At 70.4% G+C, this 13,819-nt stretch carries 10 protein-coding genes; 5 read left to right on the forward strand and 5 right to left on the reverse strand.

Features of this window, described 5'->3' with window-relative positions:
• The first annotated feature begins 103 nt into the window (after positions 1–103).
• Together ACFYWL_RS11540 and ACFYWL_RS11545 are read left to right on the forward strand one after the other, a co-directional pair.
• A complete protein-coding gene (locus ACFYWL_RS11540) occupies positions 104–844 on the forward strand; it encodes a TIGR03089 family protein (RefSeq protein WP_386970699.1) in 741 nt (246 codons plus the stop codon).
• A 754-nt stretch (positions 845–1,598) separates the two neighbouring features.
• Positions 1,599–3,581, forward strand: a complete 1,983-nt coding sequence (locus ACFYWL_RS11545; RefSeq protein WP_386970701.1) for a hypothetical protein — start codon at positions 1,599–1,601, stop codon at positions 3,579–3,581.
• Positions 3,582–3,759: 178 nt separating this feature from the next.
• On the opposite strand, the gene ACFYWL_RS11550 is transcribed toward ACFYWL_RS11545, so the two are convergent.
• The 3 genes from ACFYWL_RS11550 to ACFYWL_RS11560 all read right to left on the reverse strand — a co-directional run bounded on the left by ACFYWL_RS11550 (position 3,760) and on the right by ACFYWL_RS11560 (position 7,161).
• Positions 3,760–6,096: an esterase-like activity of phytase family protein gene (locus ACFYWL_RS11550; RefSeq protein ID WP_386970704.1), complete on the reverse strand. Its 2,337-nt coding sequence runs from the start codon at positions 6,094–6,096 to the stop codon at positions 3,760–3,762.
• A gap of 139 nt (positions 6,097–6,235) precedes the next feature.
• Entirely contained in the window at positions 6,236–6,532 is a 297-nt protein-coding gene (locus ACFYWL_RS11555) for a hypothetical protein (protein WP_386970707.1), read from the reverse strand.
• 143 nt (positions 6,533–6,675) lie between these two features.
• Positions 6,676–7,161: a carboxymuconolactone decarboxylase family protein gene (locus ACFYWL_RS11560; RefSeq protein WP_386970709.1), complete on the reverse strand. Its 486-nt coding sequence runs from the start codon at positions 7,159–7,161 to the stop codon at positions 6,676–6,678.
• A gap of 205 nt (positions 7,162–7,366) precedes the next feature.
• Here ACFYWL_RS11560 and ACFYWL_RS11565 point away from each other — a divergent pair, with 205 nt between their 5' ends.
• Positions 7,367–8,296, forward strand: coding sequence for an RNA polymerase sigma-70 factor (locus ACFYWL_RS11565; protein WP_386970712.1), 930 nt, complete (start codon positions 7,367–7,369; stop codon positions 8,294–8,296).
• A gap of 16 nt (positions 8,297–8,312) precedes the next feature.
• Here ACFYWL_RS11565 and ACFYWL_RS11570 read toward each other — a convergent pair whose 3' ends face one another.
• Positions 8,313–9,992 (reverse strand): DNA repair helicase XPB, encoded by a 1,680-nt coding sequence (locus ACFYWL_RS11570; RefSeq protein ID WP_386970715.1) that lies wholly within the window; start codon positions 9,990–9,992, stop codon positions 8,313–8,315.
• 175 nt (positions 9,993–10,167) lie between these two features.
• On the opposite strand from ACFYWL_RS11570, the gene ACFYWL_RS11575 reads away from it, so the two are divergent.
• The gene (locus tag ACFYWL_RS11575) at positions 10,168–11,043 is read left to right on the forward strand and encodes a L,D-transpeptidase family protein (RefSeq protein WP_386970718.1); all 876 of its coding nucleotides are present in this window, start codon (positions 10,168–10,170) and stop codon (positions 11,041–11,043) included.
• On the forward strand, positions 11,040–11,258 hold the full coding sequence (locus tag ACFYWL_RS11580; protein WP_386970721.1) for a hypothetical protein: 219 nt from the start codon (positions 11,040–11,042) through the stop codon (positions 11,256–11,258). The genes ACFYWL_RS11575 and ACFYWL_RS11580 overlap by 4 nt, the downstream gene beginning before the upstream one ends.
• A 44-nt stretch (positions 11,259–11,302) precedes the next feature.
• On the opposite strand, the gene ACFYWL_RS11585 is transcribed toward ACFYWL_RS11580, so the two are convergent.
• Positions 11,303–13,759, reverse strand: coding sequence for a helicase-associated domain-containing protein (locus ACFYWL_RS11585; protein WP_386970723.1), 2,457 nt, complete (start codon positions 13,757–13,759; stop codon positions 11,303–11,305).
• Between the last annotated feature and the right edge of the window lie 60 nt (positions 13,760–13,819).

The raw sequence follows: 13,819 nt of genomic DNA on the forward strand, positions 1-13,819 counted from the left end.
GCCACATGCGGTCGTCATGGCGTCACCTCGTGGCGGTACGGTGACCTTCCGTGGCCCGAGTGGGCCGCTGTTGACAGGGGGGTGCGCGATGGGAGCGCCGGACGTGGTGGTCTTGCCGGTTGCCGAACCCGCCGAACCCGACCGGCCGCTGTTCACCTACTGCGACGACGCGACCGGTGACCGGGTCGCGCTGAGCGCCGCTGACCTGGGCGGCTGGGCGGCGCGTACCGCCGGGCTGCTGCGCGACGGCTGCGGGCTGGCCCCGGGCAGCCGGGTCGCGGTGCTGCTGCCGCCGCACTGGCGTACCGCCGCCGTGCTGTTGGGTGCCTGGTCGGTGGGGCTGGCCGTGTCGTTCCGGCCCCGGGCCACCGCCGGGTTGCCGGTTCTGGAGCCGGGCGGCGACCGGCCGTACGACGCGGTGTTCGTCACCCCGCAGCGGCTCGACGACTGGCTGGAGGACGTGCCCGACGGGGTGCACCGCTACCTCGTCGGCACCGGGCCGGGCCCGCTCGCGGATGTGCCCGCCGGCTGGCTCGACTGGGACGCGGAGGTGCTCCGGCACACCGACGCGCCGCCCGATTATGCCGGCGTCCATCCGGCGGAGGCGGCGACTCCCGACGGCACCAGCTTCGGTGTGTGGGGTCGCCTCGCCCGGGAGATCGCCGACCAGATCGGCCTGCGGTCCGGTGACCGGCTGCTGGTCGACCCGGCCGAGCACGAGCAGCCGCTGAAGTGGCTCCTGGCCCCGCTGTCCGTCGGCGCGTCGGTGGTCGTCTGCGCCAACCTCGACCGGTCCCGCCTCGACGCGCGGGTCGCCGCCGAGGGGATCACCCGGGTGCTCTGATCGGACGGCCTCGACGCAGTGCAGCAGCGCTAGGCTAGGCGTCAACGACAGTATCCGCCGGGGCGCTGATTGCATACCGGCTGGATCCCCTCGTGCTAGTTCGACATTCAATCGAGCTTGGCAGGCTGTAGCCCCGAATTCGTCGTAGACCTGTTGGCTACGGCCGAACCCACAGCGCGGTGCTAGGGATCCTGCATGCAGCCCCTATCACCCCAATGCGTCCGCTCGATGCTATTCCTTCCGGATGCCCCCAAGCCTGGACGACGACCGCCCGCTTTTGGTCGTATCATGGATATTTCGCGCCCGAGTTGCCCTCACGCAGGCGACGGTTTCAGCGTTCCCGTCGAAACCTCACCGACAGACGCGACAGACCCTCAAGGGGCCAAGCTCGTCGACCGAGGGCGCATCCAAAATCGATTGGAACTTCCAAGTTGAAGCGGCCAGTGCCAACCGGAAGTCAGGGAGATTTGTGACGGGCAGCTGACAGTGGAGGCTCGCTGCTGGTGGATGTGAGGCAACATGTACTTTAATGTCCGTAGAACGCCGGTAGGGACGTTGCGCTGTCGGGTTGCCGTTGTTGTAGAAGTGCAAGTGGGGAGAAATGGTCGGATCGTTTTCGCGGAAGAGTTTGGACGGATTCCGTGACGCAGCCCAGTCGTTGAAGCTGTATCGACGGGCCGAGTTGGGGGATGCGTCAGGATCGGATAGTCTGATAGAGAGCCTTTACGTCGACCCCCTGCCCAACGATCACGTCTTGAATACGATCTTAAAGCCCAACACGACTTTCGTGGTGGGGAGAAAGGGTACAGGCAAGTCCACCATTTTCCAGCGAGCTCAGCATGAACTTCGGAAGATGGCTGATGTGACTTCTGCCTACATAGATATCAAGACGGTATTTGAAGCATCTCAGATAGATCCAGCGATGTCGGCTCAACTGGCACAACTGGAAGGCTCGCTCCCGCCGGGCGCGCTGGAGCGGCTTTTACTGCATAAGGCGTTCCTCCATTCTATGATCAGCTCTATTCGGGATGAGCTGCGAAGAAGGATAGAGCCGACGCTGTGGAAGAAGCTTCGCCGAGCGCTCGGTGGTACGCTAGACGAAATCTTTGAAGGGCTGGATGACATTCTGGCTGACGCGGATCGCATCAGGTTTGAGAATGTCTTAGGCGCCTATCTTCGTGCCGGTGTAGCGACCAAAAGTCTTGAGCAAGGAGAGGCATCGGCAACCTCCGCAAATCTAGGTGTCTCAAAGCAATTGTCGGCAGGTTTCGGCGTTGAATCAAGCTCAAGCTATACGGAAACCACAGCTGATGAATCCGCGTATGCGGACGTCTTGATGCGAACTTTTGATATCAAGAATTTCATTCTCCAGTTGAAGGTGCTGCTGGATCGATTCAAGATTCGCCATCTGTACATCTTTGTTGATGACTTTTCGGAGCTTCCGCTGGAGGCGATGAAGGTTGTCGTGGATGCGCTGCTGGGTCCGCTGAACAACTGGTCCGATGAGTTGGTCAAGTTTAAGATTGCCGCTTATCCCGGGCGAATCTATTACGGGCAAGTAGATAAATCGAAGATAGATGAAGTCAACTTGGACTTGTTCTCCCTCTATGGTACGGGCGACATTGTTGCAATGGAAGAGAAGGCGGTCGACTTCACTAGGCGCCTGATCCAGCGACGTTTAGGTCACTTCACGCTAGGGACTCCGGGGGTGAACTTCTTTGCAGTTAAGAAGGGGGATGATCTTTGGCGGCAACTCTTCTACGCGACTATGGCGAACCCCAGAAGCTTGGGCTACCTGCTCTTCTTTGCCTATGAAACGTCTTTGATCTATGGGCGCGAAATTAGCGCTAGGGATGTTAGGCTGGCTGCTCGACGTTACTACGAGGAGAAGTTGAATGCTTACTTTGAGATGAATAGATTTCTGCAGGAGAGTTTTGACGAGCGATCGTCGATTTTTAGTCTGAAAGAGCTGCTCGACAAGGTAGTTGACAAGTCGAAGGCTCTAAGAGGCTCAACTTCATCTGTAATTCGGGAGCAGCAGGGGCGGGCTCCTACTAGTCATTTTCACGTTCTTCTCGAACTGGAGCCTCTTCTCGCAACCCTTGAGCTCAATTTCTTCGTTACAAAGTACTATGTAATGACGGACAGGGATGGTCGAAAAGTAGCAGTTTATGCGTTGAACTACGGCCTGTGTCAACAGAATAACATTGAGTTTGGCAGACCGGTTGGATCCCGGGAGCAGCGCTATCGACAGTACTATGCAGAAAGACTGTTCGATTATTCGCCAATTCTGAGAGATTATCTCGCGTCGAATCAAGAAATTGTCTGTTCGAAGTGTGGCGCGAGGCATGACTATTCTGACCTTGAAATGTTGCGTCGGTACGGAATGCTGTGTCCAGCATGCAGGATTGGCGAATGTAATGTAATCAACCTTTCACGCAAGTATGAGGATACTCTGCGTGCGGTTAATGAGAACCTTTTGCTCCCACGTGTAGAGCTCGGAATACTTCATACACTTAAGAGCGAAGGGCGCCCCCTGTTCGCGCAGGAGGTGGCCGGTGATCTCGACTGCTCATATCAGCTTGTTGGCAAGCGGGCCAAGGCGCTTTCTGAACGAGGGTTGGTCCATAGGGGTGAGAATGAGCAGGGGAGGCGACAGTACACTCCGACTCCTCTCGCGGCGCGCGTCTATTTCGTGGGTCTGAGTGATGACGCGGGCGGCGAAATGGTCGAGTGATTGTCTGATTTTTGTGCGATTCCCCCGCGAGGAGTGAGACTGTACAACTTACTTACTCCCTTGAGCTGACCACGAGGGTCTTGTGGCCGTCGGGTGAGGGCTGTGGCTGCCCAGCCCTCACCCGACGTTGACGCGTCAGCGCCGCTTGACCCGGCGTCCGCGCCGAGGAGCGAAGGCGTCAGCGGCGGCCGAACACTTTCGCGGCGGGGCCGAGCCGGAGCAGGACCGTCTCGCCCGTGGCGTCCTGGACGCCGTCGTTGTCGGTGATCGCGTACACCTGGCCGTTGCCGGCCACGGTCAGGCCCTCCAGCTTCTCCTGGGTCCAGCCGTTGGTGGCGCGCAGCGCCGGCAGCACGTCGACGGCGAGCGTCTTCGGCAGCACCGCCAGCGGGCCGGGCGCGGCCGGGCCGGCGGGCATCGGCACGGTGTAGACGCGCTTGAGCGCGGCGGCCGGGCCGTTGAGCTTGTCCCGTTCGATGACGGCGAGCCGGTTGCCGACGACGGTCACCTCGGACAACCCGATCCAGTCGCCGGCGACGGCGGTGGACTCCAGCCGGTAGCCGAACCAGCTCCACGTCCCGGCCGTCACGTCGTACCGGCCGATGCGGGCGACGCCCGCCGGGTCGGTGGACACCTCGCGCTGGAGCACCGCCCAGACGATCTCCCGGCCGTGCCGGTCGGTCACGGCGGTGACCCCCTCGAAGCCCTGCTTGCCGAGCCCGGCGGCGACCTCCGCCGGCAGCGGCACGGTCTGCTGGGTCTTCCCGTCGGCGTCGAGCCGGACCAGCTTGTTCTCCGCGCCCTTGGCGCCCTCCACCGCGAGCCAGAAGCCGCCCTGCGGGCGGGCGAAGATCCCCTCCGCGTCGTACGCGGCCGGGTTGCCGTCGGCGTCGGTCACGGTCAGGGCGTCGGTGATCACGGCCGGCGTCCGCCCGGCGTCGACGGTGAGGATCCGGGTCGGGGTGTACGCCGCGTCGGTGACGCTGTGGAGCTGCTGCGGCCGGCCCGGCGCGGCGGAGAGGGCGCCGAGTGCCCCCCAGCCGATCGGTGCGCCCTGCGCGTCGTCGGCCGAGACGATGCTCGGGAAGCCGGGGGTGCCCCCGCCCAGCCGGTAGAGCGACACCGAGGCGCGGACGCCCACCGAGGCGTCGTCGGTCTCGCTGGAGACCGCGAGCAGCCCCCGCGACGGGATCGGCAGCAGCCCCTCCGGGCCGTTGGTGGTGGGCAGAACCTGGCGGAAGACCGGGGCGGTGGGCCGGCTGAGGTCGTAGACGGCGACGAAGTTGCTCCGCTCCGAGCCGACGAACGCGTACCGCACGCCGTCGTACTCGGCGATGGCCACGCCCTCCGGCTCGGTGCCCTTCTTCGCGGCCCGGTCGTTGTTGTGCAGGCCGTGGCGGACGGCGAGGCGCTCGAAGGTGTTGCCCGCGTCCCAGGCCACCTGGCCGGTGCGGCTGTCGAAGACGGACCAGCCACGGGTGCCGCCCCGCCAGTCGCCCTCGTTGGCGGTGGCCAGGTAGCGGTCGTCCACCCAGGCCACGGCGTCGGGCTCGCGGGGCACGTCGGTGATCGAGCCGGTCAGCTCGATCTTGCCGTCCTTGACGGTGTCGATGCCGCTGACCGTGGCCGTGCCGGCGCTGAAGGCCCGGGTGATCCGGCCGGTGGGCAGGTCCACCAGGACGATGCCGTTGTTCTCCTGGAGGGTGACCGCGAGCTGGTTGCGCTCGTTGATCGAGACGTACTCGGGTTCCGGGTCGGTGGGTTCGGTGATCCCGGCGGCGACCAGCGCCGGCAGGGCCTGCCCGTCGGCGGCGGTCAGCGGCACGGTCCGCAGCTTCCACCGCTGCGGCGTCGCCCTGCCGTCGAGGTCGAGGATCTGCACGAAGCCGGCGGGGGCCTGCGGCAGGTCGCCCTTCTTGCGGCCGGGCGGGGTGGCGTCCTCGTCGCGCTCGTTCTCGATCGCGATCGCCGCGTACCGCTGGTCGTGGCTGATGGCGATCGAGTCCGGCTGGCCGCCGAGGTCGATGCTGCGTACCCGCTGGCGGGTGGCCAGCTCGATCACGTCGAGGCGGCCGGAGGGTGCGGTGTAGCTGGCGCTGGTGTTGACCACGACCAGGACGTACCGGCCGAGGACCGCCACCGAGGTGGGCTCGTCCTCGGCGTCGCCGAGCTGGGCGAGGGAGAGCGTGCCGAGCCCGCGCGGCCGGTCCGGGCGGGAGATGTCGAGGAAGCCGATCCGGCGTGCCGCCGCGTCGGTGTAGACCAGGGTGCGGCCGTCGGGGCTGACCGCCGAGATCTCGGCGACCGTCGCGGTCGCCGGGTCCTCGCCAGCCGGCCGGTTCTGGAACACGGGGTAGGTGGCGGTGCGGTCGAAGGTGCGGACCCCGGCGGGGTGGTGCCGTCCGGCGTCCGCGGGGCCGGCGGCGGCGGAGCCGGTGATGGCCAGCGTGCCGGTGATGGCCAGCGCGGCGGCGGCGATGCCGGCCGTCGGGGTGAGGGTGCGTTTCGGTGTCACGTCGTCCTCCGTCTGTTCGGACTGCGACGGAGGCTGGCACGCAGGGCCGAGCGGGAGCTGGACCGGCCGTGAACGGCGGGCGAACAACCTCAGGCCAGGCCCTGCGTGGGCGCGACGACCGGTGGGAGGAGGCGGGACCTCAGCAGGTGGTGTTGCCGCCCGGGACCCAGCCGTCGATCGCCGGGTCCTCGGCGCCGTGGCCGTAAATCCAGACGTCGTCGTCCTCGGCCCAGACCTGGCCGTGCCAGCGGAAGCCCCGCCCGGCGGTCAGGGTCCGCAGGACCTGGGCGTGCGGGGCGGCCCGCAGCCAGGTGTTCTGGGTCAGGTTGCAGACGATGCCCCACGCGTCGCTCGCCGAGGCGGCCGTGGGGGCCACGGCGGAGCCGGCGAGGCCGACGGTGGCGACCGTCAGCGCGGACAGGATTCGGCGCTTCACTCTGCTCCCTTCGGGCGGGTGTCGGTGACGGTCCCCGATTGTGCCACTGTGGACCGACACCGGCGTGTCAAGTCGGCGAGGTGGCGGTATCCCGGCGGCCGGATACCGCCACCCCGCCGACATGGGGGTCGGTCAGGCAGGCGTCAGCCGAGCGCGGCGGCGAACATGCCGGGCTCGTAGGAGCCGCCCCGCTGGTGCACGATCACGGCCAGCCGGTTGGCGGCGTTGATCAGGGCGACCAGGCAGACCAGCGCGGCGATCTGGTCGTCGTCGTAGTGCTTGCGCACCTGGGCCCAGGTCTCGTCGGACACGCCCTGGTGGGCGTCGGCGAGCCGGCTGCCCTCCTCGGCGAGCGCCAGCGCGGCCCGCTCCGCCTCGGTGAAGACCGTCGACTCGCGCCAGGCGGCGACCAGGTGCAGCCGGACCTGGCTCTCACCGGCGGCGGCCGCCTCCTTGGTGTGCATGTCGATGCACCAGCCGCAGCCGTTGATCTGGCTGGCCCGCAGCGACACCAGTTCCTGCGTGGCCTTCGGCAGCGGCGACTGGTTGATCACCATGCCGGCGTTGGCGAACCGCTTGGCGAACCTCGCGGCCAGCTCGTTGCTGAACAGGTCGAATCGGGTGTCCATGGCTTCCGTCCTTCGCTCGTTCGCTTCGTTCGTCCGCTCGTGCAGTGGGACGAACACGAGATGCCGGTGGCCGGCTCCCCGTGACGTCCGGGCGCGGGTGACGATCGCCACAGGCGGAGGTGTCACACGACGGCGGGGTCCGGCGTCTGATGGGCGACGCAGCCGAAAGCGAAGCGACGCAGCCGAGAGCGAACGGGGGCCACCCATGGCGGGCACGCCACACACCGCAGCCGACACCGGCCGGGACGCCGGGCTGCCGGACCGGGCCACGGAGGCGTTCCTCGCCCACCGGAACCTGCTGTTCACCGTCGCGTACGAGCTGCTCGGCTCGGCCGCCGACGCGGAGGACGTCCTCCAGGAGACGTGGCTGCGGTGGGCGGGCGTCGACCTCGACGCGGTGCGGGACCCCCGTGCCTACCTGGTCCGGATCACCACCCGCCAGGCGCTCACCCGGCTGCGTACGCTCGGCCGCCGCCGGGAGTCCTACGTCGGCCCCTGGCTGCCCGAACCGCTGCTCACCGCGCCCGACGTGGCCGAGGACGTCGCGCTGGCCGACAGCGTGTCGATGGCGATGCTGCTGGTGCTGGAGACCCTCGGGCCGACCGAACGGGCCGTGTTCGTGCTGCGCGAGGTGTTCGACCTCGGGTACGACGAGATCGCCGAAGCCGTCGACAAGAGCCCCACCGCGGTCCGGCAGATCGCGCACCGGGCCCGGGCGCACGTCGCGGCGCGCCGGCCGCGCCGGGTCGTGCCGGCGGCCGAGACCCGCACCGTGCTCGACGCGTTCCGGCGGGCGGTCGAAACCGGCGACCTCCAGAGCCTGCTCGACCTGCTCGCCCCGGACGTCGTCCTGCTCGGCGACGGCGGCGGAGTCAAGCAGGCCGTCCTGCGGCCCATCGTGGGCGCCGACAAGGTGGCCCGGCTGCTCACCGGCGGGTGGGGCAAGGTCGCTGGTGTCACGGCGCTGCTGCCGACGCAGGTCAACGGCAGCCCGGCGCTCGTCATCCGGCTCGACGGGGAACTCGACACCGTGCTGGCCGTGCGCGTCGACGAGGGCCGCATCGGCGGGCTCTACGCCGTACGCAATCCGGAGAAGCTGTCGCACATGGCGCGGGAGACCAGGCTGAGCCGCTGAGCCGGTCGCACCGGCGTCAGTCCACGCTGGGCAGCGGCGGGCCCAGGACGTCGTCGGCGTCGACGATCGTGTACGCGTAGCCCTGCTCCGCCAGGAAGCGCTGCCGGTGCGCCGCGTACTCGGTGTCGATCGTGTCCCGGGACACCACCGTGTAGAAGTGCGCCTGCCGCCCGTCAGCCTTCGGCCGCAGCACCCGGCCCAGCCGCTGCGCCTCCTCCTGCCGCGACCCGAACGTGCCCGACACCTGGATCGCCACCGCCGCCTCGGGCAGGTCGATGGAGAAGTTGCCGACCTTCGAGATCACCAGTGTGCGCACCTCGCCGGAGCGGAACGCGTCGAACAGCCGCTCCCGCTCCTTGTTCGTGGTGGACCCCTGCACGATCGGCGCGTCCAGGTATTCGCCGAGCTGGTGCAGCTGGTCGATGTACCCGCCGATGACGAGCACCTGCTCGTCCGGGTGCCGGTCGACCAGCGCCCGCACCACCGGCAGCTTCGTGCGGGCGGTCGCCGCCATCCGGTAGCGCTCCTCCGCCTCCGCCGTCGCGTACGACATCCGCTCGGCGTCCGTGAGGGTCACCCGTACCTCGGTGCACTGCGCCGGGGCGATCCAGCCCTGCTGCTCGATGTCCTTCCACGGCGCGTCGTACCGCTTGGGCCCGATCAGGCTGAACACGTCGCCCTCCCGGCCGTCCTCGCGGACCAGGGTCGCGGTGAGGCCGAGGCGGCGGCGGGCCTGGAGGTCCGCGGTGAACCGGAAGATCGGCGCGGGCAGCAGGTGCACCTCGTCGTAGACGACCAGGCCCCAGTCGCGGGCTCCGAACAGGTCCAGGTGGGTGAACGCGCCGCCCCGCCGCGAGGTGAGCACCTGGTACGTGGCGATGGTGACCGGCCGGATCTCCTTGCGCTCGCCGCTGTACTCGCCGATCTCCTCCTCGGTCAGCGAGGTGCGGGCGATCAGCTCCCGCTTCCACTGCCGCCCGGCGACCGTGTTGGTGACCAGGATCAGCGTGGTGGCCTTCGCCTCGGCCATGGCCGCCGCCCCGACGAGGGTCTTGCCCGCGCCGCAGGGCAGCACCACCACGCCGGACCCGCCGGCCCAGAACGCCTCCACGGCCTCCCGCTGGTACGACCGCAGCGTGAACGGCTTGCCGCCGTCCTTGCCGGCCTCGGCCAGCTCGATGGGGTGCGCCTCGCCGTCGACGTACCCGGCGAGGTCCTCCGCCGGCCAGCCCAGCTTCAGCAGCGCCTGCTTGAGCCGCCCCCGCTCCGACGGGTGCACCGCGATCGTGTCGTCGTCGAGCTTCGCGCCGAGCATCCCGGCCAGCTTCTTGCTCTTGGCGACCTCGATCAGCACCACCCGGTCGAGGGCGCGCAGCACCAGGCCGTGCGCCGGGTCGTTGGCGAGCTGGAGCCGGCCGTACCGGTCCATCGTCTCGGCCACGTCGACCAGCAGCGCGTGCGGCACCGGGTAGCGGCTGAACTTCAGCAGCGCGTCCACCACGGCCTCGGCGTCGTGGCCGGCGGCGCGGGCGTTCCACAGGCCCAGCGGGGTCAGCCGGTAGGTGTGCACGTGCTCCGGCGAGCGCTCCAGCTCGGCGAACGGGGCGATCGCCATCCGGCAGGACTGGGCGTCGGGGTGGTCGATCTCCAGCAGCAGCGTCTTGTCCGACTGCACGATCAGTGGTCCACCGCTCACGCCGGCGTCCTCTCTTTGGCCTGGTCAGGGGCCGGGTCGGGGCGGCTGCCCCACCCCGGACCGACCATCCAGTGTTGCACGAAGGCCGAATGGAGCCGAAAATTCGGACACCAGGTGCAACCATTCCGGTACGTCCGGCGTCTAGGCAGTGGGACGACCGACCCGGGGAGGCCCCATGAGACAGGTTCGCTTCAGCGCCCGGGTCGTCGCCCTGGCCGTGGTCACGCTGGTCGGCGTCGGTGCGTGCACGCCCGAACGTCAGGCCGACCCGGGTGGCCGTGGAGGAGGGCTCGCCCAGGCCGGCTCGGCGGAACGGGAAACGGGGGCGGGCGGCTCGTCCGGCTCCGACCAGCGGACCCGGCCGGAACCGAAGCCCACCCGCACGAAGGCCAAGCCGAAGCCGAAGCCCAGCCCGACGAAGGCGAAGCCGAAGCCCGCGCCGAAGCCGACGGCGGCCGGGTGCCCGCTGGGCGAGCACCAGCGCGAGGTGGAGACCTACCTCGCCCGGCTGGGCGGTTTCGGGCGGGTGACCGTCGACGGCCGCCAGTCCGCCGCCGACTGCGCCGCCATCAAGAAGTTCCAGCAGCGCTACGACATCCGCCCCGCCGCCGGCCGCGCCGGCCCCACCACGTACGACGTGGCGAAGCGCCTCGCCACCACCGACACGAAGCGCTGCAAGGCCGCCTCCTCCGGCACCACGTTCTGCATCGACCTGACCCGGCAGACCACCTGGGCGCTGCGCGGCGGCAAGGTGGTGTGGGGCCCGACGGTGACCCGCACCGGCATGAAGGGCTACGCCACGCCCGCCGGCACCTTCACCATCAACTACCGCAACATCAAGGAGTGGTCCGACCCGTACGAGGTGTGGCTGCCCTACTGGCAGCACTTCACCCAGGGCATGGGCTACCACCAGACCACCACCTACCTGCACGACAAGTCGATCGGCTCGCACGGCTGCGTCAACCTGCTCCCCGCCGACGCCCGCCGCGCCTGGGAGCTGGGCAAGGTCGGCAGCCGGGTGGTCCTCTTCGGCCGCCGGCCCGGCACGTGACCACCGACGACGATCCTGCGCCGGCCGGCGCGGTCTCGGCGGCGGCCCTGCTCGGATACGCGACGGCCGCCGTGCTCCTCGTCGGCTGGTTCCTCTACGGCTGGCTGGTCCAGCGGCAGGGTTTCGTCGCCTCCGTCGGCGAGTCCGCCGGGGCCGGGTTCGCCCTGCTGCTGGCCGTCTCCGTGGTCGGCACCGTGCGCCGCAGCCGCCGCTGACGGCCACCCGTCGGCAGCAACGCCCTTCCCGGCGGCCGGGCGGCTCAGGAGCCCTCCAGCACCGCCGCGGTGATCCGGTGCAGCGCGAAGGTGTGCAGCATCTCCGTGCGCTCGTCCTCGGCGCGCAGATAGCCCGCCCCGATCGACACCGGCCGGACGAGGCGCGACGCGGTCGCCCCGTGCGCGTCGACGTAGCCCACCCAGACCAGCGCCTTGTCCCGCACCGCCTGCTGCAGCACGGCCAGGGCGTCGGCGTGGCCGTGCACCGGGGCCGGGCCGGTGCGCGTCGCCGTGCCGCGCACCACCGCCGGGGCCCGCCGGGCGGCCCGCGCCGCCGCCTCGCCCCGCCGGATCTGCTCCACCACCCCCAGCAGCCGGGGCAGGGCCAGCTTCGGCGACGCCAACGGATCCACCGTACGGCCCACCGGGGCCCGCCCGGGAGCCCGCCGGGTCTTCGGCCGCGACAGCACCGCCGCCCCGGCGGCGTCCTCCGGCACCGGGGCGTACCCGGCGTCGCGCAACGCCAGCAGCATCCGGTTCACCTGGTAAGGCGTGACCAGCACCGTCGGGGCCAACCTCCGGAACGCCAGCGCCTCCAGCCGCCGGTCGGCGAGCACCTCCGCCAGCAGCGCCTCGTCGTCGCTGCGCACGTACCCACCGGCGGAGCCGACCCGCAGCCCGCCGTGCCTGCGCGCGACGTCGTCCACCAGGTACGTCAGCCCCTGCGGCACCGGCGTGCGGGACCGGCGGCGGAACAGGTCGTGCAGGTCGTCGGCCGAGTAGCCGGCGTCCAGGGCCCGGCGCACGCTGGCCGTGGTGACCCGGTGCACGCTCGCCCCGCCCGCCGACTCGTGCTCGGCCACCACCTCCAGCTCCCCGGCGAGCGCCGGGTCGGGCGGGCCGGGCACCACCACCGTCAGGTCGGCCTGCACCAGGAAGTGGTCGACCGGCGCGGGCAGCAGCCCGTCGAGCGCCCGCACCGCCGTGGACGGGTCCTCTGCGTCGGCGCGCAGCCCCAGCGGGTCGTCCCCGCCCCGCTCGTCGACCTCGGCCACGTCGGCCAGCAGCAGCCGCCCGTACGAGGTGAGCGCCCCGAGCCCCGTCACGCCCAGCCGGGCCGCCTCGACCAGCGCCTCCCGGTGCGCGGCCTCCCGGCCCCGGCTGCGCCGGGGGGCCCGCCAGTCGAGCAGCCCCAGCACCTCCTCCGGGGTGGGCGCGACGGCCGGGTCCAGGTCGGCCAGCACCGCCAGCACGGCCCGGCGGGCGGCCGGCGCGCCGGCCCGTTCCGCCTCCGGCGAGAGGGCGCCGATCGGGCGGTCCCGGTCGTCGCGCTGCCCGACGAGGCCCACCTGCCGGGTCATCAGCAGCCACGCCCGGGCCAGTTGCTCCCAGCGCCGGGCCAGCGACATGGCCCGCCACACCTCGTACCCGCCGCTGGGCAGGACCTGCTGGTCCGCGCCGTACCGGGCGGTCGTCGCCCCGGGCAGCTCCAGCTCGCCGGCCAGCCCCGCCGCGTACGCCACCTCCAACAGCAGGGCGGTCGTCGCCTCGTCCAGGGCGAGGGCCTTTGCCAGCCGGCGCAGGTCGCGCACCCCGATCCCGCCGGAGCGCAGCACCGGGGCCGGCTCGGCGGAGAGCAGCTCCAGCAGCGCCTCGGTGTGCCGTACCACCTCCATGGTCTGCCCGGCCCCGGCCGAGTCGACGGCCTTCGCCTCCCGCGCGACGGCGGCCACCGGCGGGGGGCTGGCGCGCAGCGGCCCGAGGGGGCCGCTGTCGCGGCGCAGCAGCAGGCCGACCTCGCGGGGCAGCTCCACCGTGCCGGCGGACACCGCCACCAGCAGCCGGTTGTCGACCAGCCAGCGCACCGGCGACCCGGTGGGCGCGCCGCCGTTGGTCGGGTCCGGCGGCACGCTGTGCTCCGCGCCGAGCGGCGGGGCCTGGAGCGCGCCCGGGGGCACGCTGCCCACCGGCGGGCCGGCGGCGAGCCGGTCCAGGATCGCCCGGGCCGACGGGGGCGCGGCCAGCAGCGTGCGGCGCAGCTTCGCCGGGTCCGCGCAGAGGGCCGCCGCGCGCGCGTCCAGCTCCGTCGCGGGCCGGCCCAGCCCCGCCGGGTACGGGGCGACCTCGTCGACGCCGTCCACCACGCGCAGGGCGTGCTCGGGCCCGTACAGCAGGAACAACGCCCGCAGCTTGTTCACCGCGCCCCGGATGGTGGCCGGGGCGGGCGGGCGCGGGCCGGCGGTGGCCATGGCGAGGACGGCCTCGGTGGAGGTGGTGCCGTCGCCCGGGTCCCGGCTGAGCCGGGCGGCGTCGAGGACCTGGAGGGTGAACTGGTCCAGCCCGTCCAACGCCCGGGCCACCGACACCCGGGACTGGGCCCGGACCGCGAGCGCGGACACGTCGGCCGGCACGGGCACGACGAGGTCCGGCCGGAGCTGGAGCAGGGCGGCCAGGGACTCGTCGGGCAGCGTCCGCAGGTGGTCGGCGAGTGAGGTCGTCATCGTCGTTCCACGCTAGCCCGGGTCGGGGTCTGCGCGCCCCTCGGACGTCCGGCTGGACCG

Source organism: Micromonospora sp. NPDC002575 (assembly GCF_042889525.1).
GTDB lineage: Bacteria > Actinomycetota > Actinomycetes > Mycobacteriales > Micromonosporaceae > Micromonospora > Micromonospora carbonacea.